The following is a 20,972-nucleotide window of genomic DNA, read 5'->3' as shown; positions in this document are numbered from 1 at the left end:
CTAATCACCTTTGCCATGAATTTGTTTGTGGAGTTTTGGAGTGACTATGTAGATGTTGTCTATGTCGAAAATTTCTCCGCCTTTGGAGATGAATATCTTATGGTGGAGCTCGAATTTACCAGATTTTCCTGCATGCTCAAGTTTGCTCGTATATGGGGCTTTGCCGTTAAGTATTCTTAGTAGGTTTTGACGGTTGAACTGATTCGCCAGTTCCGAGTCGTTCGCAATCGATTTCCAGAAGGCTTCGCGAAACGCTCTGAAATTTTTAAATTCCTGGCCTCTTAAGTTATCGGCAATTTGCGATGGTATAGGGGCACCTTCACCTTGTGAGGCCGCTCCTAGCCAAGAACCCGTTACAGCTTGCCCGCCACCTGTCACAATTCCGGGATCTTCCCGCCGATCCCTGAACATTATGTAGAGCGGAGGTAGTCCTGAATCTATAGGGAAGACTGTTATGAAGTCATCAAAGCTCGCCTCACTGACTCCTGGAAACGAATCAATTCTGCCTTCAACCGGAGTGACCGTAGCACCAATATAAATGGACGGCTCAGACTGATTAGCGGGCAGTGTTGTTGAGCTATTCCCAGGGACGACGACAGGTGTCCAGATCAAGAATTTTGGTGGAGCGTCACCCGTAGTAACGGTGTACACCTTCTGCGCTGGATCATAGGTCGCAGCAACCACCTTGACCTTGGAAGGCACGCTTGTACCGTCGGCGTTGACCACGAATACTTGTGAGCGCCCATCCGCAGCCGTCTTCGAGCTCATGCGAACCGGAAGGTCAATTGTGCCGTTGACTGCCGAGGTTATCGTTGACTCGTTAAGGTCTGCTACGAAGGTTGAGACCGGTGTGCCAAGCGCATAACGCTCTGGAAGCTCTCCATTCGCGAGTTTTGGGGAATAGATCAGAGCTGAAACACCTACCATTAAGCCACTGGAGGTACTGGCAACCAACTCCGTCAATGCGGCCACGGCTGCACGAATGGCGGCTTGCAGCGTGACAGTAATCCCTTCCGCTGTAGCGATAGTCCCAACTGAGGTCATGACTACCGCTTGAGTCGCAGAAGCGGGGCCCGACAGGCGATAGGTATTGGCTACTCGTACCGCTTCAATACGCGCCTGCGCCGTTGCTACCTGCTGCGCACGTTCTGCGAGGTCACTGATTGCATTGGAGGCATTGGCCAGATACCTCGCGGACTCTGACTTGAGCACAAAATCATGATGACTGAGCCATTTCACGCCAAGCGTGGTGTTCTGCTGCAGATAAATAAGTTGTTTCAGCCCTTCAAGCTCAGGTTTGCTCAATGGCGGTGTAACCAGTGGGTTGGCTGCGGCGTAGTAAATGATCAACCCGTTCTGGTTTATGGCTAACGGTGGATCAATAGGTTTGATCGCAGCCATCGTTTCTTCGATCATTTTGTCCAGCGTGGTTTTGTAAAGCATGAGGGTTTGGTCGGGTGTCAATCCAACGACCGAACCGGCAAGAGAAGCGAGTTCCACCTGCAGGTATTCCGGCAGCAACTGCACGTGAATGTCCAATTCATCTGCAATGGTCTTCAGATACTCAATGTGTAAATTCGTCCAGGCGGGATCATGTTCGGCTAAGTGGGTCTCCAGCGCTTGCCTGGTCTTTGCCAGCCCTGAAAGTTTTTTAGTCAGAATATCTATGGAGAGCGAGAGAGCCTTGAGTTCCTGTGCGGCCCTCCATACGTTGTCGTAAAGTGCGTACGCGCCGCCCAGATTTGTTATCGGGTCAGAAGAGGCAAGTGTTTCACGTAGCTTTGTATAGGTTAGGTTTTCCATCAGGTAAAAAGGGCTTTGATCATAGAGCCCATAAATGAGTGGTGCAGTACGTGTGTATTTGGTTTTTTTTGCGTCGATTATTTCAAATGTGATTTTTTGATCGATAATGGCTGAGGCACTTTCTGTGAGTGGCTGTGAAAGTTTCGCTGCTTGCTGTTTTTCTGTGAGTTCGCGTTCAGTTTCAGCGGCGAGCGTCGCAAACCGTGCACTGTACTCTGCGTCAATCAAGGATTGGTTGTACTTTTGCTCTCCAATGAAATCGGCGGTGGTGCTAGGGAAGTCAAAATGCTTGAAGCGGCTACGGTCTCCTTCGCCTCGACGTGGCCCCTCTTGAAGGCCCCACCCATCTCCACTTCCTACGTAGCCTCCACCTTCACCACCCCAATAAGTATTTCGTCTCCCGGCGGTAATTATTGTCGGTTTGAGTTGTAACGGTTGTCCTGGCTGCCACCCTTGTTGTGCCATGGGGTCTCTCCGTCCGTATGTAAGCGTGATCGGGTTCGAAAGTTTGTTCGTCCTGAAGAAAAATCTCAGTTGCTTTGATCAAACTTATTTGAGAGGGGCGGAATTAAAAACTGATGGCGTTTTGGTTTGACTTGATGTCTGTAGGAGGCTTTGTAAGACGGTTCTGAAACTGGTGTGTTTGTATTCCTGTATGTTTGCAGTTCAAGTCTTAGGATAATTTTGAAAGAAACCTAATTGTTTGTTTTTGTTGAAGTGGGCTGGTTTGTGGTCTTCCAAGCAGTCCCTAATTTTGATTTTCAGAATATTTGTATAAACAGATGAACGGTCAGTTTTGGCTAGTAGTTTTGGCTAGTAGTAGTGCTGGTTTTCTAACGCGGGGTATCGCCAACCCGTGGGAGGGGGCTCTTCATCGGTCTTGGGATTGTGTACAAACCTTGGCCTTTTCGGCCGGGTGGACTGCCGTTTCCAGGCGTTTGCCGTTATACTCGCCGGCTTTCAAAAGTTCGCCAACGAGTGCTGCCCGCCATGGAAATCAACCCGATCCTTAACACCATCAAGGACCTGTCCGAGCGCTCCGAAACTATTCGGGGGTATCTTTGACTACGATCAAAAGCATGAGCGTCTGACCGAAGTCAATCGCGAGCTTGAAGATCCGAGTGTCTGGAACAAACCTGAGTACGCCCAGGAACTGGGGCGCGAGCGCGCTGCGCTGGCGCAGATCGTCGACACGCTCGACGAACTGAACACCGGCCTGGCCGACTGCCGTGACCTGCTGGACATGGCCGTCGAGGAAGATGACGAAAGCGCCGTGGGCGATGTTGTCGCCGAGCTGGCCCGTCTCGAGGAAAACCTCGCCAAGCTTGAATTTCGTCGCATGTTCAGCCACGAAATGGACCCGAACAACGCCTACCTGGATATCCAGGCCGGTTCCGGCGGCACCGAGGCCCAGGACTGGGCCAACATCCTGCTGCGCATGTACCTGCGCTGGGCCGACAAGCGCGGTTTCGACGCGACCATCATGGAGCTGTCCGCCGGCGAAGTGGCCGGTATCAAGGGCGCGACCGTGCACATCAAGGGTGAATACGCCTTTGGCTGGTTGCGTACCGAGATCGGCGTGCACCGCCTGGTGCGCAAGAGCCCGTTCGACTCCGGCAACCGTCGCCATACGTCCTTCTCGGCGGTGTTCGTCTCCCCGGAGATCGACGACAAGGTGGAAATCGAGATCAACCCGGCCGACCTGCGCATCGACACCTACCGTTCCTCCGGTGCCGGTGGCCAGCACGTAAACACCACCGACTCGGCCGTGCGTATCACCCACGTACCGACCAACACCGTGGTCAGCTGCCAGAACGAGCGCTCCCAGCACGCCAACAAGGACACCGCCATGAAAATGCTGCGGGCCAAGTTGTACGAGCAGGAAATGCAGAAGCGCAACGCCGCGTCCCAGGCGCTGGAAGACACCAAGTCGGACATCGGCTGGGGGCACCAGATCCGTTCCTACGTGCTCGATGCGTCGCGGATCAAGGATTTGCGCACCAACATCGAACGCAGTGACTGCGACAAGGTGCTCGACGGCGATATCGACGAATACCTGGAAGCCAGCCTGAAATCGGGGCTGTAAAGATTGTAGGCGATCCCCGGCCACTGGCCGGGGACAACGAACCTGATGGAAAACTTAAGACATGAGCGACCAACAACTCGACCCGCAAGCCCTGCAACAGGAAGAAAACTCCCTGATCGCCCTGCGCAAGGAAAAGCTTGCTGCCGAGCGCGCCAAGGGTAACGCCTTCCCCAACGACTTCCGCCGCGACAACTACTGCGATGCCCTGCAGAAAGAGTACGCGGACAAGACCAAGGAAGAGCTGGCAGAAGCGGCGATCCCGGTCAAGGTGGCGGGTCGCATCATGCTCAACCGTGGCTCGTTCATGGTGATCCAGGACATGACCGGGCGCATCCAGGTCTACGTCAACCGCAAGACCCTTTCCGAAGAAACCCTGGCCTCGGTGAAAACCTGGGACATGGGCGACATCATCGCAGCCGAGGGCACTCTGGCCCGTTCCGGCAAGGGCGACCTGTATGTCGAGATGACCAGCGTGCGCCTGCTGACCAAGTCCCTGCGCCCGCTGCCGGACAAGCACCACGGCCTGACCGACACCGAGCAGCGCTACCGCCAGCGCTACGTTGACCTGATCGTCAACGAAGACGTGCGCCAGACCTTCCGCGTGCGTTCGCAGGTCATCGCCCACATCCGCAGCTTCCTGGCCCAGCGTGACTTCCTGGAAGTGGAAACGCCGATGCTGCAGACCATCCCCGGTGGCGCCGCGGCCAAGCCGTTCGAAACCCACCACAATGCGCTGGACCTGCCAATGTTCCTGCGGATCGCGCCGGAGCTGTACCTCAAGCGCCTGGTGGTCGGCGGCTTCGAGAAGGTGTTCGAGATCAACCGCAACTTCCGTAACGAAGGCGTCTCGACTCGGCACAACCCTGAATTCACCATGTTGGAGTTCTACCAGGCCTACGCCGACTACGAAGACAACATGGACCTGACCGAAGAGCTGTTCCGCGAACTGGCGCAGCTGGTGCTGGGCAGCACCGACGTGCCGTACGGCGACAAGGTGTTCCACTTCGGTGAACCGTTCGTGCGTCTGTCGGTGTTCGACTCGATCCTCAAGTACAACCCTGAGCTGACCGCCGACTACCTGAACGACATCGACAAGGCTCGCGCCATCGCCAAGAAGGCCGGCGCCAAAGTGCTGGGCTTCGAAGGCCTGGGCAAATTGCAGGTGATGATTTTTGAAGAGCTGGTGGAGCACAAGCTGGAACAGCCGCACTTCATTACCCAGTACCCGTTCGAAGTGTCGCCGCTGGCGCGTCGCAACGATGACAACCCGAACGTCACCGACCGTTTCGAACTGTTCATCGGTGGCCGCGAAATTGCCAACGCCTACTCCGAGCTCAACGACGCGGAAGACCAGGCCGAGCGCTTCATGGCCCAGGTGGCCGACAAGGACGCCGGTGATGACGAAGCCATGCACTACGATGCCGACTTCGTACGGGCCCTGGAATACGGCATGCCGCCCACCGCCGGTGAAGGTATCGGCATCGACCGGCTGGTGATGCTGTTGACCAACTCGCCGTCGATCCGCGATGTGATCTTGTTCCCGCATATGCGGCCACAAGCTTAACCGTAGCGAAATCCGAAGCCGCCTTTTATAAGGCGGCTTTTTTATGTGGCGTAAATTCGCGTCAAACAAATAGCGCCAGGTTTTGTTGATCGGTTGCTCGTTCCCACGCTCTGCGTGGGAATGCATCCTGTGACGCTGCGCGTCACACTTAGAAGAGGGAAATGTGGTGAACCGCGTAATGGCTCAAGAAGGCGCCGCCGGCGTTGCCGCTGCCGTGGCCGATAGCGTCCAGTACCAAGGCCGCAAGGCCAGCCGCCGGGGCAGTGAACAGCGCCGGCAGGACATTCTCGATGCGGCCATGCGCATCGTGGTTCGTGACGGCGTACGTGCCGTGCGGCACCGGGCCGTGGCGGCGGAGGCCGGCGTGCCGTTGTCGGCCACCACCTACTACTTCAAGGATATCGATGACCTGCTCACCGATACCTTCGCCCAATACGTCGAACGCAGCGCCGCATTCATGGGCAAGCTGTGGGGGCGCAACGAAGGCCTGCTGCGCGAGATGGTCGCTTACGGCGACGGCAGTCCGGCGTCGCGCTCGCAGCTGGCCGATGACATTGCGCGGCTGACCGCCGACTATGTGCAGCGCCAACTGATCAACCGTCGCGAATACCTGATGGCCGAGCAGGCCTTCCGCCAGGAAGCCTTGCTCAATCCGCGCCTTGCCGAACTGGTACGCTCTCACCAACAGATTCTGCTGCAAGGCACCGGGCAGTTTTTCCAGGTCTTGGGCTCCCGCGAGCCGCAGCAGGATGCCAAGGTGTTGACGGCGATTATCAGTCGGATGGAATATCAGGGCCTGTTGGGCGGCGCAGAGCCGCTGACCGGTGAAGAAATGCTGGAGATACTCAAGCGTTACATGCACCTGGTATTGGCTTCAGTCTGATACCAGAAAGGCCACGTTCAAAGAGGAAGCACCGGGTGGACGATTACCAGCAGACGATACGCAGCTTGTCCGATCGCATTGTGCTGGCGCAAACACCGATCCGCGTCCTCGACGCGGTGAAGTGGGACGAGAACATTCGCCAGGGCTTTCTCAAGGCCAAGGGCAAGGCCATGCCCGCCGTGGATCGCGATTACTACCTGAATCGGCCGCTGTCGTTCGATTCCAGCGCGGTCAAGCTGGAGTTCCAGAACATCGAGCGCGACATTACCCGCCGCCTCGGCCAGTTCAGCCCGGTGGGGCAGATCATGCGCCGCATGTGCCGGGAGTACCGCATGGTCGTGCGGATGCTCGAAGCCCGTGGCACCGAGGACTTCGGCCTGATTTCCCAGGAACTCTATGGCGCCGCTTCCGACGCCTTCCACGCCGGCGACCCGACGCTGGCGGACCTGGGGTTGATGCTTTCGGACTACCTGAACAACATCGATGGCCGGGGCGACCTCAAGGACGAAGCCAAGACCCTGACCGCCAAGGATGCGGTGAGCCTGCTGCAGACCCGCTTGAACAAGGTGTTCGGCGAGGCCGAGGAGACCATCCGCGTATTCGAGTCCGATGGCATCGTCGCCGACGCAGCCGCGGGCGCCGACTACATCAAGATCCGCGCCGACGCGATGTTCAACGACCGTGACGTGCGCGCCCTGGAAGTGCACGAAGGCCTGGTGCATGTGGGCACCACCCTCAATGGCCAGAACCAGCCGATCTGCACGTTCCTGTCCAAGGGGCCGCCCTCGTCCACCGTGACCCAGGAAGGCCTGGCGATCCTGATGGAGATCATCACGTTTGCCTCCTACCCCAGCCGGCTGCGCAAACTGACCAACCGCACCCGCGCCATCCATATGGTGGAGGAGGGCGCGGACTTCCTGCAGGTGTTCGAGTTCTTCCGCGAGCAGGGCTTTGAAATGGCGGAAAGCTACGGCAACGCCAGTCGGGTGTTCCGTGGCTCGGTGCCGAACGGCCTGCCGTTCACCAAGGATTTGTCCTACCTCAAGGGCTTTATCATGGTCTACAACTACATCCAGCTGGCCGTGCGCAAGGGCAAGCTGGAACAGGTGCCGTTGCTGTTCTGCGGCAAGACCACCCTCGAAGATATGCGCACCTTGCGTCAACTGGTCGACGAAGGCCTGGTCGTGCCGCCCAAGTACCTGCCCGAACAGTTTCGCGACATGAACGCACTGGCGGCATGGATGTGCTTTTCCAACTTCCTCAACCATTTGAGCCTGGACCGGATCGAGGCGGACTATTCCAATATCCTTTGACCGGACGGCGACTCACCTGGGATCTCCCACGTCCGCCCATTTCATCTCACTCACGAGGCTCAACGGATGAGAATCCTCGGCATTCTGTGCCTGCTACTCACATTGAACGGCTGCAGCTCCCTGCTGTTCTACCCCGAGCCCGGCCTGCCGTTCACGCCGGAAAAAGCCCACCTGGCGTATCGCGACGTCACCCTCACCACTGCCGACGGCGTGAAACTGCACGCCTGGTGGCTGCCGGCCAAGCCTGGCGTGCCCCTCAAAGGCACGGTGCTGCACCTGCACGGCAACGGCGGCAACCTGGCGTGGCATCTGGGCGGCAGTTGGTGGTTGCCGGAGCAGGGCTACCAGGTGCTGTTGCTCGACTATCGCGGTTATGGGCTTTCGCAAGGCAAGCCGTCACTGCCGGCTATCTACCAGGACGTGGACGCAGCCTTCAACTGGCTGGATCAGGCCCCCGAAGCCCAGGGGCAGCCGTTGGTCGTGCTTGGCCAGAGCCTGGGCGGCGCATTGGCGGTGCATTATCTGGCGGCTCACCCTGAGCGCCAGTCCCGGCTCAAGGCCCTGGTATTGGACGGTGTGCCCGCCAGTTATCGTGACGTGGGACAATTTGCCCTGAGCACATCCTGGTTAACATGGCCGTTTCAGGTCCCTCTGTCCTGGCTGGTACCTGACGCCGACAGCGCGATCAACGCCATGCCCCAGCTCAAGGGCGTTCCCAAACTGCTGTTTCACAGCCTGGATGATCCGATCGTGCCCGTGTCCAACGGCATACGCCTGTACCAAGCGGCGCCGCCGCCCAGGGTGCTGCAGCTGACGCGGGGCGGGCATGTGCAGACGTTTGCCGACAAGACCTGGCAAACCGTCATGTTGCGTTACCTGGATGACCCGCAGCATTTCAACGGCCTGCGGCGTCTGGGCGAAATACCGAATTACCCCCTTTCCAAGGTTGACCCATCAGAGAGCCCGCAATGAGTGAAGAGCGCAACATGATCCCGCTGATTCTCACAGGGATCGGCACCATCATCGGTACGGTCGGCTGTTTGTGGTACTACGGCTACCTGCACTTCGCCAAGCCGGAAGATGCGCTGCTGCTCAGTGAATTCACGATGCTCAAGACCGTGCCGGGGGAGGATTACAAAGTCTCACTGACCCCCGCCGCTCAAGTGGCGCAGTGTGTGGACGGTGTGCTGGTGATGTTCGATACCGACCAGAAAGGCTTGAGCGGCGTACTGGTGAACAACAAGAAACAGGCAGTGCGTTGCATCGGGCAAGAAACTCCGCAACTGCAACAGTGAATTCTGCCTCCCAGCCGTGGGAAACCACCCTAGTCTTTACAGACTATTGATTTCACGCATGTCAGCCACTCGACAGGCCGGAACCATCCTGACTCACCCACCACTGATTATTCACTGATTGGCAAGGCTGATCGGTCCCTTAATTCATAGGTTGGAGTTAGCATTTATGGCAGGAATCAACGGTATCTCGGGCGGCGCGAACATGGGTGGCATGGGCGGCATGGGGGGTGTGGGCGGCGCTGGCAATGGCCAGGGAGGCTCGCAAGGCCTCGACCAGCAGATTAAAGATGTACAAAAGCAGATCCAGGATATTAAAGCCAAAGGTTCTCAAGGCAGCCAGGGAAATAGTGGTGCCGGTGGTGAAGATCCCCTCAAGGAATTGGAGGAGCTGCTGAAGAAGTTGCTCGCGCAGAAGGCGGGCGGTGCGCAGGGCGCTGGTGCCCAGGGCGGTCAAGGCGCCGAAGATGGCCAAAGCGGTGGGCAGAGTGCGGGCCAGGGCCAGGGGCAGATCCAGCAGCCGGACTATCAAGGTTCAGGCCAAATCGGCAACTGATCAAGCCTCCTGGAAAAACCGCCTGCAGGGGCTAATGCTGTTCAGTTAAGCGTACATCGCCCTCTGTAGGAGCGAGCTTGCTCGCGAAAAACGTCAACGATAACGCGTGTTTCCTGGTTGAACGCGGCGCCTGTGGTTTTTCGCGAGCAAGCTCGCTCCTACAAAAAGCCTTAACTGAACGGCATTAGCCTGCAGGGGCGGTTTTTTTTCGTGCATCGGATGGCCAGTCGTCGGTCTGGGCAGGAATGCCTGGAACCTTATTTCGTCAGATACCACACAAAGCGTTGTCACTCACACGGTTTGAGGCGAGGATGGAATTCAAGATTCCAGTGCTGGAAAATATGCTGATCATGGCAAGGCAGCATGTGGCGATTGAACAGGAAGCTGCTCGCCGCAACAGGCTTGAGAGCCAGGCAGACAAGCAGGCGGGCCCGCAGATTCAAATGCCGGCTGAAGATACCGGTCGAACCGTACAGTTCGACGAGCCGAAAAAAAACCCACCATAAGGTGGGTTTTTTTATGCCGCTTCAATCAATCAGTTAGCAACGGACGAGCGTGGCTTGACTGGCTGGTTGTCGTTGGAAATGGTCACTTCGACGCGACGGTTCATCGCACGGCCGGAGACGCTGCCGTTGTCGGCAACCGGGTATTCCTTGCCGTAACCCTGGGTCACGATGCGCGAAATGTCCACGCCTTGCTGGGCCAGTGCGCGCTGTACGGAAGCGGCGCGGCGCTCGGACAGGCTCTGGTTGTACGAGTCGGAACCGGTGCTGTCGGTGTAGCCTTCGACGATCACTTTACGGTCCGGGTTGTCGCGCAGGAACTGAGCCAGCTTGGTGATGTTGACCAGGCCGCTGGATTTCAGGTCGGACTTGTTGGTGGCAAACAGCACGTCACCGAAAGTCACCAGGGTGCCGCGATCGGTTTGCTTGGCGTTCAAGCTGTTTTGCAGTTGCTTGATCTGCGCGTCACGGGCGTCCAGCAGGGCGCGGGCACGTTCGTCGCCAGCGTTTTTCAGCTTGGCTTCGGACTCACGCAGGGAAATGGTGTCTTTCGCCACTTCTACACGCTGGCTGGTCAGGTAAGCCAGTTGGTCGACTTTCTTCTCGTCTTCCTTGTCGCGGTAGGCCTTGTCTGCCTTGTCCAGCCACTCGCTGGCGTCTTTGGTTTCAAGGGCTGCGAGCTTGGTCGCCTGCGGGTTGGTTTGCAGGGCCGTGAAGTTGGTCCGTGCGTTTTCCAGGTTCGCGTTCGGCGGAGTGGAGCAGGCTGCCAGGGCAACGCTCATCGCCAACAGGGCAGGGATCATCAATTGTTTACGCATAGTCGTGTCGTCCTTTCAATTCGATATCAGGTGCGATGCAATCAAGGGGCAGCGGCTTACTTCTGCTGGATAGCAGCCGGGCGCATGCCTTCCTTACGCAACTCATCAACTGCTTTCTGGGAATCCTTCACCGCTTGCTCGGCCTTGGCAGCCTGGGCCTTACGCTCAGCGACACGAGCATCCCACTCGGCTTGTTCAGCCAACATACGGGCTTTGTCGTAGTTCTTGTCGTGCATGGCGATTTCAGCTTCTTTGAGCTTGTCCTGGGCCGACTTCATTTCCACGGCTGCGAACTCGGTGCCGCCGGCGCTGACCGCGCTGTTGACCGCAGACTGTGTCACTGCGTACTGCTCGGTCGGCGGGTTACCGGCGCAACCTGCCAGAACGAAGCTGGTGCCGATTGCCAGCGCGGCCAATTTAAGCCCGCGCAGGTGGTTAAACGAGGATTTGGCAGTGCTGGTCTTCATCGTCTTCAACTCCATTGGGTAGCTCCTGAAAAACATCAAAATCCATCTTGGTGTTCGTTTGCGGGCCCGGCGGTAAAGCACATGACGCCAGTTCAAACGAGCGTTCCAAGTGATGGCTTACTGGCTGTGACCGGAGGCTTTTTTCAAAAGTTCAGCGAAGATGGCGATTTGCCTAAAAAAATATCTGACTGATTGGTCAGCTCTAGAAAATTGGAACTTTCACCACGCACAACGGTACTCCGGGCCGCTGAAAGGCCCGGAATACAGGGGTTAAATTGGGGTGGGTAAAACAGTGATCAGTGCTGCTGTTCGTCATTACCGGCTGACAAATCATGCAGATAGCGGCGTGACAGGGTCAGAAATCGCGGTGTGGGCCCAACGTCTTCATACAGCGGATCGCCTTCCTCATCGGTGGCAATCACCTGCTGCCCCTGGACGTAGGGAAAGCTGGCTTCCAATTCTTCAAGGGCGGCGCCGATCAGCTCGCCGAGCAGTTCTTCGGCGTGACGCTTGGGGTACATCTCGGCCAGGGCGGCCAGTCTCGCGGCGGCCTCCACATCCAGATGAATGGCGTATTCGGTTTTGGTCAGTTGACCCTTGGCGGTCTCTTCCCAATGCTGGGGCAGGTCTCGAATTTTCATGGCAACCTCAATAATGAGTGTCCAGCCGCCGGTGTGCATAACGCGGCGACCTGATGTTGAGACTAGCGGGAAGCGGCAAGGTTTAAAGTGTCTTGTCAGAAACCTGCGCCGACGGCACTCTGGACCCCCTGCGCGTCCCGGATTTCTGGCTGGAGAGTGGCTGATGAGTGATATCGATGCACGCTTGCGTGAGGATGTTCACCTGCTGGGTGAACTGTTGGGCAACACCATTGCAGAGCAATACGGCGGTGATTTTCTCGACAAGATCGAGCAGATCCGTAAAGGCGCCAAGGCTGACCGGCGCGGCGCGGGCGATGAACTCAGCACGAGCCTCAATCAACTGCAGGAAGACGAACTGCTGCCCGTAGCCCGGGCCTTCAACCAGTTCCTCAACCTGGCCAACATTGCCGAGCAGTACCAGTTGATTCACCGGCGCGATGAGTCGCAACCTGCGCCCTTCGAGTCCCGCGTGTTGCCGGAACTGTTGGCCCGTCTGCAGCGTGAAGGGCACAGCGATGAATCCCTGGCGCGCCAATTGGCGCGGCTGGAAATCGAACTGGTGCTCACCGCCCACCCCACCGAAGTCGCACGTCGCACCCTGATCCAGAAGTACGACGCGATCGCCGCGCAACTGGCGCTGCAGGATCACCGTGACCTTACCCGCGCCGAACGCGAGCACATCCGTGAACGTTTGCAACGCTTGATCGCCGAGGCCTGGCACACCGAGGAAATCCGTCGCGTGCGGCCTACGCCGGTGGATGAGGCCAAATGGGGCTTTGCCGTCATCGAGCATTCCTTGTGGCAGGCCATCCCGAATTATTTGCGCAAGGCCGACCAGGCCTTGCATGCCGCAACCGGTTTGCGCCTGCCGCTTGAGGCTGCGCCAATTCGATTTGCCTCGTGGATGGGCGGCGACCGTGACGGCAACCCGAACGTCACTGCGCCGGTCACCCGTGAAGTGCTGTTGCTGGCGCGCTGGATGGCGGCGGATTTGTATCTTCGCGATATCGATCAACTCGCCTCCGAGTTGTCCATGCAACAGGCCAGCGCGGCGTTGCAGGCCCAGGCGGGAGACAGCGTCGAACCCTACCGTGCGGTGCTCAAGCAGTTGCGCGAACGTCTGCGCGCCACGCGCCAGTGGGCCCATGCCTCGTTGAATGGCACCGCAGCGGCACCGGAGCAGGTGTTGCAGGACAATCGCGACCTGCTCGGTCCGTTGCAACTGTGCTATCAGTCGCTGCATGAGTGCGGCATGGGCGTGATCGCCGATGGCCCGTTGCTCGATTGCCTGCGCCGCGCCGTGACCTTTGGCCTGTTCCTGGTACGCCTGGATGTGCGCCAGGACTCCACTCGCCATGCGTCGGCCATGACTGAAATCACCGACTACCTTGGCCTCGGACGTTATGAGGACTGGGACGAAGAAGCGCGCATCGACTTCCTGAGCAAGGAACTGGACAATCGTCGACCGCTGCTGCCGGGTTATTTCAAGCCGTCGGCAGACACGGCGGAAGTCTTGAACACCTGTCGGGAAATCGCCGCTGCACCGGCCGCATCGCTGGGCTCCTATGTGATTTCCATGGCCGGTGCCGCCTCGGATGTGCTGGCGGTGCAACTGCTGCTCAAAGAGTCCGGCGTGCAACGGCCAATGCGTGTGGTGCCGCTGTTCGAGACCCTGGCTGACCTGGATAACGCCGGGCCGGTGATGGAGCGGTTGTTGCAGCTGCCGGGCTATCGCGCGCGGTTGCAAGGCCCGCAGGAAGTGATGATCGGCTATTCGGACTCGGCCAAGGACGCCGGCACCACCGCCGCCGCCTGGGCGCAGTACCGGGCGCAGGAGCGTTTGGTGGACATCTGCCGTGAGCAGCAAGTGGAGTTGCTGTTGTTCCACGGTCGCGGTGGCACCGTCGGCCGTGGCGGTGGCCCGGCGCATGCGGCGATTCTGTCGCAGCCGCCGGGCTCGGTGGCGGGGCGGTTCCGCACCACCGAACAAGGCGAGATGATCCGCTTCAAGTTCGGCCTGCCGGACATTGCCGAGCAGAACCTCAACCTCTACCTGGCCGCAGTGCTCGAAGCCACGCTGTTGCCACCACCGCCCCCGGAACCGGCCTGGCGTCACTTGATGGACGAATTGGCGGCCGACGGCGTCAGCGCCTACCGCGCGGTGGTGCGGGAAAATCCGCAATTCGTCGAGTATTTCCGCCAGTCCACACCGGAACAGGAGCTGGGCCGTTTGCCGTTGGGCAGCCGCCCGGCCAAGCGGCGTGCCGGCGGTATTGAAAGCCTGCGCGCGATTCCATGGATCTTCGGCTGGACCCAGACCCGCTTGATGCTGCCCGCCTGGCTCGGCTGGGAAGCGGCATTGAGCAAGGCCCTGGAGCGCGGCGAGGGTGAGTTGCTTGGGCAGATGCGCGAACAGTGGCCGTTCTTCCGCACCCGCATCGATATGCTGGAAATGGTGCTGGCCAAGGCCGACGCCGATATCGCCCGGCTCTATGATGAGCGCCTGGTGCAGCCTGACTTGCTGCCATTGGGCGCGCATTTACGCGACCTATTGTCGCAGGCCTGCGAGGTGGTGCTTGGCCTGACCGGCCAGTCGCAACTGTTGGCCCACAGCCCGGACACCCTGGAGTTCATCCGCCTGCGCAACACCTACCTGGACCCCCTGCATCTGTTGCAGGCTGAATTGCTCGCCCGCTCACGCCAACGCGAAGCGGCGCAGGACAGCCCTCTGGAACAGGCGCTGCTGGTGTCCGTAGCCGGTATTGCCGCAGGTTTGCGCAACACCGGTTGAGGTTTTTCGCGTGTTCTCAACGGCTTGCGAATGAACTGCGACGACCGCCCGGAAAAGGGCGGTCGTTGTTTGAGGGGCGGGGTTGCGCTCAGGCAAACCCGTTGGCCGACGCACGCCTGGCGCGGGTTTCTCCTACTTTGGGCGGCTTGTGTGGCAAGGGCCCGCTGTGTATCTTGATCAGCCTTTGGCCGTTTGATCGGCCTGGAACCACATTTTTACGAGATTGGCCCCACGCGGCGAATCCGAGCGTCATCTCTATAAAAAATTGAGGAGCACATCGATGCGCGTCATTCTGCTGGGAGCTCCCGGGGCCGGTAAAGGTACTCAGGCAAAGTTCATCACTGAAAAATTCGGCATTCCACAAATCTCCACCGGCGACATGCTGCGCGCGGCCGTCAAGGCCGGCACCGAGCTGGGCCTGATCGCCAAGAGCGTGATGGACAGCGGTGGCCTGGTCTCCGATGACCTGATCATCAACCTGGTCAAGGAACGCATCAGCCAGGAAGACTGCAAGAACGGTTTCCTGTTTGACGGCTTCCCGCGCACCATTCCCCAGGCTGAAGCCCTGGTCAAGGCCGGTGTCGAGTTGGACGCCGTGGTTGAAATCGCCGTCGAGGACGAAGAAATCGTCCAGCGCATTGCCGGTCGTCGCGTGCACGAAGGCTCGGGCCGCGTGTACCACGTCGTCTACAACCCACCGAAGGTTGAAGGCAAGGACGATGTCACCGGTGAAGACCTGGTGCAGCGCAAGGACGATACCGAAGAAACCGTACGTCATCGCCTGTCGGTCTACCATTCCCAGACCAAGCCGCTGGTGGACTTCTACCAGAAGCTCTCCGCTGCCCAGGGCAAGCCTAAGTACAGCCATATCCCTGGCGTCGGTTCCGTGGAGGCGATTACAGCCAAGGTGCTGCAAGCACTGAGCTGATGCGTTGATCGGCTGCATTGACAACGGCCCGCTTGCGGGCCGTTGTTGTTTATACTGGTGCACTTTTTTCGACTTGGACACCCCCACCCATGAGCACCCTGCTGGCCCTGGACACCGCGACTGAAGCTTGCTCGGTTGCCTTGCTGCACGATGGCAAAGTAACCAGCCACTACGAGGTGATCCCGCGCCTGCACGCGCAGAAGCTGTTGCCGATGATCAAGCAACTGCTGGAAGACGCCGGCACCAGCCTGGCCGCCGTGGATGCCATCGCTTTCGGCCGTGGCCCCGGCGCGTTTACCGGCGTGCGCATTGCCATTGGCGTGGTGCAGGGCCTGGCGTTTGCGCTGGAGCGTCCGGTGTTGCCGGTGTCCAACCTCGCGGTGCTGGCCCAACGTGCGCTGCGTGAACACGGTACTTCCCAGGTGGCGGCGGCGATCGATGCGCGGATGGATGAAGTGTATTGGGGCTGCTATCGCGAGAGCGCCGGTGAAATGCGCCTGGTGGGCGTTGAGGCCGTGCAGGCACCGGAGTCATCGGTGTTGCCGCAAGATGCCAGCGGTGAGTGGTTCGGCGCCGGTACCGGCTGGGGGTATGGCGAGCGGATCGGCGTTCAGCTGGTCGGCCAGGACCCTGCGATGCTGCCCCATGCAGAGGATTTGCTGACCTTGGCGCGCTTTGCATTCGAGCGTGGCGAGGCCATTGCCGCTGATCAGGCGGCGCCGGTGTACTTGCGCGATAAGGTTGCGCAAACCAAGGCGGAACGCGGGATTATTTGACGTCAAAAATGATGGCATTTTGAGGCAAATTTCGCCAATCGTCAGAATTTGCAGCGGTTTTTAAACCTTTTACCAATTATGTGTTCTAGTTATCACCAGAGCATTTGCGCGTTACGGATTGCGCCACTAAAATGCCACTATTGATAGCGAGTTCGTGTCCATGCGTATTGATGGCTTTTCCTCACAGTCGTACCCGATCAAGCGTAAGCCGCGCAAGGCTAACGCGACGGTGGACGATTCCGTCGAGGACTCGCCGGACTTCATCGAAGTCCAGTCCGACGCGCAGGCCGGCACTCAAGCACGCATTAGCGGTCTTCCCGCCCGTCAGCAAGACATGGTCTTCCCCCGCTCCATGAGCAAAAGCGTCGCGACGGCCCTGGCCAGCTACCTGACCACCGCCGGTTTTGTCGAATGGGATATGGAAGTGCTGGGTCTCGATATCCACATCTGATGCGCCTGCCTTACTACATCGGCTGCCCGTCCTGGAGTGAAAACGCCTGGCGCGAGTACCTGTACCCCGCCGATGCACGCGCCAACGATTACCTCGGCCTCTATTCCCAGGTTTTCAACGCCGTTGAAGGCAACACCACTTTTTATGCTCGACCCTCGGCCGCAACCGTGCAGCGCTGGGCCGACATCATGCCCGATGACTTTCGCTTCACCGCCAAATTCCCGGGTGATATCAGCCATGCCGGTGACTTGCGCGAACAACTGCCGGCGGCGGAAAGTTTTATCGGCTTGATGAGCCCCCTCGGCGAGCGTGTGTCGCCGTTGTGGCTGCAACTGTCGAAAGGCTTTACACCGCAGCGTCTCGGAGAGCTGGCCGGATTCCTCGATGGCATTGACCGTCCACTGGCGGTTGAAGTGCGTCACGATGAGTTCTTCGCCAAAGGCGAGGCCGAGCGCATGCTCAACCGCCTGTTGCGTGACCGCGGCGTCGAGCGCGTGTGCCTCGATTCGCGCGCGCTGTTCAGTTGCACCTCCACCTCGGCGGCCGTCCTGCATGCCCAATCGAAAAAGCCCAGGGTGCCACCGCGCCCGGCGGCGTTGACTCAATGTCCCCAAGTGCGTTTTATCGGGCACCCCGAGCTTGAAGCCAACGATCCGTTCCTGATGCCCTGGGTCGAAAAGATCGCCAGTTGGATCGAAGAGGGGCGCACCCCCTACATGTTCCTGCACACCTCGGACAACCGTCTCGCCGCCCAATTGGCCTTGCGTTTCCATGACCAGTTGATGGCACGTCTGCCGGGGCTTGCACCGCTGCCGACCTTGCATCGAGAACCCGTGGCGGAGCAACTGGGGTTACTCTAGGGCTCTTTTCCCCGCCAGGAGCCCGTCATGGATGCCCAAACCCTTCGCGCCGAAACCTTCCAAGCCCTGCACACACGTGATCGTGCCTTTGTGATGCCCAATCCGTGGGACGCAGGTTCCGCCATCATGCTTGCCAGCCTTGGCTTCGAAGCGTTGGCCACCACCAGCGCTGGCTTTGCGTTCAGCCTGGGGCGGCCGGATGCCGAAGGCGCGCTGTCGCTGGAGGACACCCTGGGCAATGCCGGCAGCATCGTCCGGGCGACTGCGCTGCCGGTCGCCGCCGACTTGGAAAACGGTTTCAGCGACACTCCAGAAGGCTGTGCCCAGACCATTCTGCGAGCCGCCGCCACCGGTATCGTCGGTGGCTCCATCGAAGACGCCACGGGCGTTGCCGCCGACCCTATCTACCCCTTCGACCTGGCCGTCGAGCGCATCGAGGCTGCCGTTGCCGCTGCCCGCAGCCTGGCCTTTCCCTTCACGCTGACAGCTCGCGCAGAAAACCTCCTGCATGGCCGCCTGGATTTGCCCGACACCATTCGCCGCCTGCAAGCCTACGCCGAGGCGGGCGCCGATGTGCTGTATGCGCCGGGCCTGCGCAGTGCCGAAGAGGTGTTGGCGGTGGTCAAGGCCGTCGCGCCCAAGCCGGTGAACGTGTTGATGTCCGGTGGCTTGAACCTCAGCGTCGCGCAGTTGAGTGAGTTGGGCGTGCGGCGCATCAGCGTGGGCTCGGCCCTGGCCCTGGCGGCCTATGGCGAGTTTTATCGGGCGGCGCAGGAGGTCTATGGATCGGGCACCTTCACCTTTACCGAACGCAAGATGCCGTTCGACCAGGCCAATCAATTCTTCAAGGGCTAAGCCGTGCGGTCGATCGGGTGGATGGGCGCGTTGTTGGTGCTCGGCGGCGCTGTTGCGGTGGGCGCATGGCGGGGCTGGGTGCCGGTGCCGGAGGAGTGGAACCCCTGGGCGCCGCTGGATGTACGCGCCAGTCCGAACCTCTTGACGCGCTACAAGCTGGGGCGGTTGCAGGATGATCCGTTGCTGTGCGACCAAGTGCTGAAAACCTCGGGGTTGCGGGTGACCCGCCAGGCGGACTCAGCCCCCGACGCCGCCTGCCCGTTGCGCAACACATTGCGGGTACAGGGCGGGGAGGTGGGCTTGAGCAGCAGTTTTCTGGCCAGTTGCCCGTTGGCCGTAGCCTTTGCGTTGTTCGAGCGGCACAGCCTGCAGCCGGCGGCTCAGGCGATCTATGGCGAGGCGGTGACGCGGGTCGATCACCTGGGCAGTTTTGCCTGTCGCAATATCTACAACCGCGCCGAAGGCCGCCTCAGTCAGCACGCCTCGGCCAATGCCCTGGATATCGCCGGGTTTCGCCTGGCCGATGGACGCCGTATCAGTGTGCTCAAGGATTGGCCGGGCGACGACGCTGACGCACGGTTTCTGCGTCAGGTGCGTGACAGCGCGTGTAACGCGTTCAACGGGGTGTTGAGCCCCGACTACAACGCTGCACACCGTAACCATTTTCATCTGGACATGGGACGCTGGTGGGTGTGTCGCTAAGCGTCAGGCGGCCAGGCGCAGGTTGTTGACGATCAACGGACGGGCCCAGTGGTAGTCGAAATCCAGGGCCTTCTGTTGTTCGACCAGGTCCTGTTCGGTGAACGGGGTCGCGGGCGGTGGCAACAAGTCCAGCTCGAACTCGGCAATCGGCAGATGCAGCGGGCGGGGCTGCGGCGCCGGGCCGGGTTCAGCGACGGGTTGGCCCGCATTCAGGACAATCGGCCGTACCCAGCCGCTTTCGAAATGCTGCTGGCGTTGCTGGGCGATGATGTCTTCGTCAGGGAACGGCGCAGGCGCGGGTGGCAGCAGCTCGGTCTCGAATTCGGCAATCGGCAGGAACAGCGGCTCCGGTGGGGCGACTTCGGTGTCTTTCACGTCACACCCACGCTGGGTGAGGATCTGCGCCAGCAGGTCGGCGCCTTCGCCGGGTTCCACCGCCGGGTCCTGCGGTGCAGGCGCCGTGGCGGCCAGCGCGCCCGGCGTAGCGCCGAGCTGTTCGGCCAGGGCTCGGGCGAAGAAGTCCTGCCACACATGACTCACCCCGGCCAGCGCTTGAGTATTGCGCAGGCCGTAGTGGTTGTGGGTCGGCAGTACACCGATGGTTAGGGGAAGAATGTCTGACATTTTTTTCGGTCGACGCTCAGCTCTGGCAAAATACCTGACTGTTGTTTTTATCGGCCGGTATTGGCCGATCCTTAATATTTTCGAGCGTAGCGATTGATGAGTGAACAACCAGCGGCCAGCCGCATTCGGGTCGAGGCCTTGGCCGAAGAATTCCAGGCCCGCGCCGCGCAGTGGGCTGCGCTGTTGGGCTTGCCTGTGCAACGCGATGAGGCGGATTTTTCCCTGCAGGTCGGCGAACAAGGCCTGCAATTGCAACAGCTCGGACCGGACGCACCGGGCCCGGTGCGGGTCGACTTTGTCGAAGGCGGCGCGGCGCACCGGCGTCTATATGGCGGTGGCAGCGGGCAGATGATCGCCAAGGCCGTGGGCGTCGCCCAAGGTGTGCGTCCCCGTGTACTGGACGCCACGGCCGGGCTGGGCAAGGATGCGTTCGTGCTGGCAAGCCTGGGCTGTGAGATGAGCCTGATCGAGCGCCAGCCGTTGATTGGTGCCTTGCTGGAAGACGGCCTGGCACGCGCTGCGCAGGATTTTGACGTGGCGCCGATCGTGGCGCGCATGACGCTGCTCAAGGGCAACGCCATTGAAGTGATGCTCAATTGGGCAGGCGAGCCGCCGCAAGTGATCTACCTGGACCCAATGTTCCCGCACCGCGAGAAAACCGCCCTTGTGAAGAAGGAAATGCGCCTGTTCCGGCCACTGGTCGGTGATGACCTGGATGCACCGGCATTGCTCGCGGCGGCCCTCGCCCTGGCCAGCCATCGCGTAGTGGTCAAACGCCCGCGCAAGGCGCCGTGCATTGACGGGCCCAAGCCGAGCCATGCGCTGGAGGGCAAGTCCAGTCGTTATGATATTTATCCCAAGAAGGCGCTTAAGGTTTAGGCTGCGAGCTGCAAGCTGCAAGCAAAGGCGCCTTTCACTTGCAGTTTGCAGGTACCTACACAACTCAGCAGCGCCCAACCGTAACCACGATGCGAAGCGAGTCGCTCTTGATCTTGATCTGCTTTTGATCTCAGGCGCCCCGTTAAACCACGCTGGCCGAACGCAGGCTTGAATCCGTGG

General features: G+C 59.7%; 21 protein-coding genes and 1 pseudogene. 16 read left to right on the top strand and 6 right to left on the bottom strand.

Going from position 1 to position 20,972, the window contains the following annotated elements; translation table 11 throughout:
• Positions 1-2,268 (bottom strand): S-type pyocin domain-containing protein, encoded by a 2,268-nt coding sequence (locus J1G34_RS15140; RefSeq protein ID WP_222994287.1) that lies wholly within the window; start codon positions 2,266-2,268, stop codon positions 1-3.
• Positions 2,269-2,793: 525 nt separating this feature from the next.
• On the opposite strand from J1G34_RS15140, the gene prfB reads away from it, so the two are divergent.
• The 8 genes from prfB to J1G34_RS15100 all read left to right on the top strand — a co-directional run bounded on the left by prfB (position 2,794) and on the right by J1G34_RS15100 (position 10,003).
• Positions 2,794-3,889 (top strand): peptide chain release factor 2 gene (gene prfB, locus J1G34_RS15135; protein ID WP_104501908.1). Its coding sequence is split into 2 segments (ribosomal slippage): positions 2,794-2,865 and positions 2,867-3,889, totalling 1,095 coding nucleotides; the frame shifts between segments, so codons are not numbered across the junction.
• A gap of 61 nt (positions 3,890-3,950) precedes the next feature.
• Complete coding sequence (lysS, locus tag J1G34_RS15130) at positions 3,951-5,453, top strand: lysine--tRNA ligase (protein ID WP_222994286.1); 1,503 nt, start codon at positions 3,951-3,953, stop codon at positions 5,451-5,453.
• 166 nt (positions 5,454-5,619) lie between these two features.
• The gene (locus tag J1G34_RS15125; protein ID WP_222994285.1) at positions 5,620-6,336 is read left to right on the top strand and encodes a TetR/AcrR family transcriptional regulator; all 717 of its coding nucleotides are present in this window, start codon (positions 5,620-5,622) and stop codon (positions 6,334-6,336) included.
• A 35-nt stretch (positions 6,337-6,371) separates the two neighbouring features.
• On the top strand, positions 6,372-7,649 hold the full coding sequence (locus tag J1G34_RS15120; RefSeq protein ID WP_222994284.1) for a flavohemoglobin expression-modulating QEGLA motif protein: 1,278 nt from the start codon (positions 6,372-6,374) through the stop codon (positions 7,647-7,649).
• 66 nt (positions 7,650-7,715) lie between these two features.
• Complete coding sequence (locus J1G34_RS15115; protein WP_222994283.1) at positions 7,716-8,621, top strand: alpha/beta hydrolase; 906 nt, start codon at positions 7,716-7,718, stop codon at positions 8,619-8,621.
• On the top strand, positions 8,618-8,944 hold the full coding sequence (locus tag J1G34_RS15110; RefSeq protein WP_065886054.1) for a hypothetical protein: 327 nt from the start codon (positions 8,618-8,620) through the stop codon (positions 8,942-8,944). Before J1G34_RS15115 ends, J1G34_RS15110 begins: the two co-directional genes overlap by 4 nt.
• A gap of 166 nt (positions 8,945-9,110) precedes the next feature.
• Positions 9,111-9,497 (top strand): hypothetical protein, encoded by a 387-nt coding sequence (locus tag J1G34_RS15105; protein ID WP_222994282.1) that lies wholly within the window; start codon positions 9,111-9,113, stop codon positions 9,495-9,497.
• A gap of 311 nt (positions 9,498-9,808) precedes the next feature.
• Positions 9,809-10,003 carry a hypothetical protein gene (locus J1G34_RS15100; RefSeq protein ID WP_065886055.1) on the top strand — a complete coding sequence of 65 codons (195 nt, stop codon included), beginning with the start codon at positions 9,809-9,811 and terminating at the stop codon, positions 10,001-10,003.
• A gap of 29 nt (positions 10,004-10,032) precedes the next feature.
• On the opposite strand, the gene J1G34_RS15095 is transcribed toward J1G34_RS15100, so the two are convergent.
• From J1G34_RS15095 to J1G34_RS15085, 3 genes are all read right to left on the bottom strand, one after another.
• Complete coding sequence (locus tag J1G34_RS15095; RefSeq protein WP_222994281.1) at positions 10,033-10,818, bottom strand: OmpA family protein; 786 nt, start codon at positions 10,816-10,818, stop codon at positions 10,033-10,035.
• Positions 10,819-10,874: 56 nt separating this feature from the next.
• Positions 10,875-11,300 (bottom strand): DUF4398 domain-containing protein, encoded by a 426-nt coding sequence (locus J1G34_RS15090; RefSeq protein WP_065886057.1) that lies wholly within the window; start codon positions 11,298-11,300, stop codon positions 10,875-10,877.
• Between the two features lie 281 nt (positions 11,301-11,581).
• Complete coding sequence (locus tag J1G34_RS15085; RefSeq protein ID WP_065891951.1) at positions 11,582-11,926, bottom strand: pilin assembly protein; 345 nt, start codon at positions 11,924-11,926, stop codon at positions 11,582-11,584.
• A gap of 163 nt (positions 11,927-12,089) precedes the next feature.
• Here J1G34_RS15085 and ppc point away from each other — a divergent pair, with 163 nt between their 5' ends.
• The 7 genes from ppc to J1G34_RS15050 all read left to right on the top strand — a co-directional run bounded on the left by ppc (position 12,090) and on the right by J1G34_RS15050 (position 19,289).
• On the top strand, positions 12,090-14,717 hold the full coding sequence (ppc, locus tag J1G34_RS15080) for a phosphoenolpyruvate carboxylase (RefSeq protein ID WP_065886059.1): 2,628 nt from the start codon (positions 12,090-12,092) through the stop codon (positions 14,715-14,717).
• A 280-nt stretch (positions 14,718-14,997) separates the two neighbouring features.
• Complete coding sequence (adk, locus tag J1G34_RS15075; RefSeq protein WP_003172225.1) at positions 14,998-15,645, top strand: adenylate kinase; 648 nt, start codon at positions 14,998-15,000, stop codon at positions 15,643-15,645.
• Between the two features lie 89 nt (positions 15,646-15,734).
• Positions 15,735-16,421, top strand: coding sequence for a tRNA (adenosine(37)-N6)-threonylcarbamoyltransferase complex dimerization subunit type 1 TsaB (tsaB, locus tag J1G34_RS15070; protein WP_065886060.1), 687 nt, complete (start codon positions 15,735-15,737; stop codon positions 16,419-16,421).
• A 160-nt stretch (positions 16,422-16,581) separates the two neighbouring features.
• Positions 16,582-16,872 (top strand): hypothetical protein, encoded by a 291-nt coding sequence (locus tag J1G34_RS15065; protein WP_065891953.1) that lies wholly within the window; start codon positions 16,582-16,584, stop codon positions 16,870-16,872.
• Complete coding sequence (locus tag J1G34_RS15060) at positions 16,872-17,732, top strand: DUF72 domain-containing protein (RefSeq protein ID WP_122561480.1); 861 nt, start codon at positions 16,872-16,874, stop codon at positions 17,730-17,732. Before J1G34_RS15065 ends, J1G34_RS15060 begins: the two co-directional genes overlap by 1 nt.
• Positions 17,733-17,759: 27 nt before the next feature.
• Complete coding sequence (locus tag J1G34_RS15055; protein ID WP_222994280.1) at positions 17,760-18,587, top strand: isocitrate lyase/PEP mutase family protein; 828 nt, start codon at positions 17,760-17,762, stop codon at positions 18,585-18,587.
• 21 nt (positions 18,588-18,608) lie between these two features.
• Positions 18,609-19,289: an extensin-like domain-containing protein gene (locus J1G34_RS15050; RefSeq protein WP_122561482.1), complete on the top strand. Its 681-nt coding sequence runs from the start codon at positions 18,609-18,611 to the stop codon at positions 19,287-19,289.
• Positions 19,290-19,292: 3 nt separating this feature from the next.
• Here the strand turns inward: J1G34_RS15050 and J1G34_RS15045 are convergent, their stop codons facing one another.
• Complete coding sequence (locus tag J1G34_RS15045; protein ID WP_122461866.1) at positions 19,293-19,913, bottom strand: energy transducer TonB; 621 nt, start codon at positions 19,911-19,913, stop codon at positions 19,293-19,295.
• Positions 19,914-20,009: 96 nt separating this feature from the next.
• On the opposite strand from J1G34_RS15045, the gene J1G34_RS15040 reads away from it, so the two are divergent.
• Positions 20,010-20,792, top strand: a complete 783-nt coding sequence (locus J1G34_RS15040; protein ID WP_065935616.1) for a class I SAM-dependent methyltransferase — start codon at positions 20,010-20,012, stop codon at positions 20,790-20,792.
• Here the strand turns inward: J1G34_RS15040 and J1G34_RS15035 are convergent.
• A pseudogene (locus J1G34_RS15035) lies at positions 20,789-20,972 on the bottom strand (hypothetical protein); the annotation flags it as partial. The gene J1G34_RS15040 and the pseudogene J1G34_RS15035 sit on opposite strands and share 4 nt — an antisense overlap.

The organism is Pseudomonas sp. Wu6 (assembly GCF_019891515.1).
Classification (GTDB): Bacteria; Pseudomonadota; Gammaproteobacteria; order Pseudomonadales; family Pseudomonadaceae; genus Aquipseudomonas; species Aquipseudomonas orientalis_A.
The sequence above is the reverse complement of the archived record's forward strand: the minus strand, read 5'-3'. Positions and strand labels throughout refer to the sequence as shown.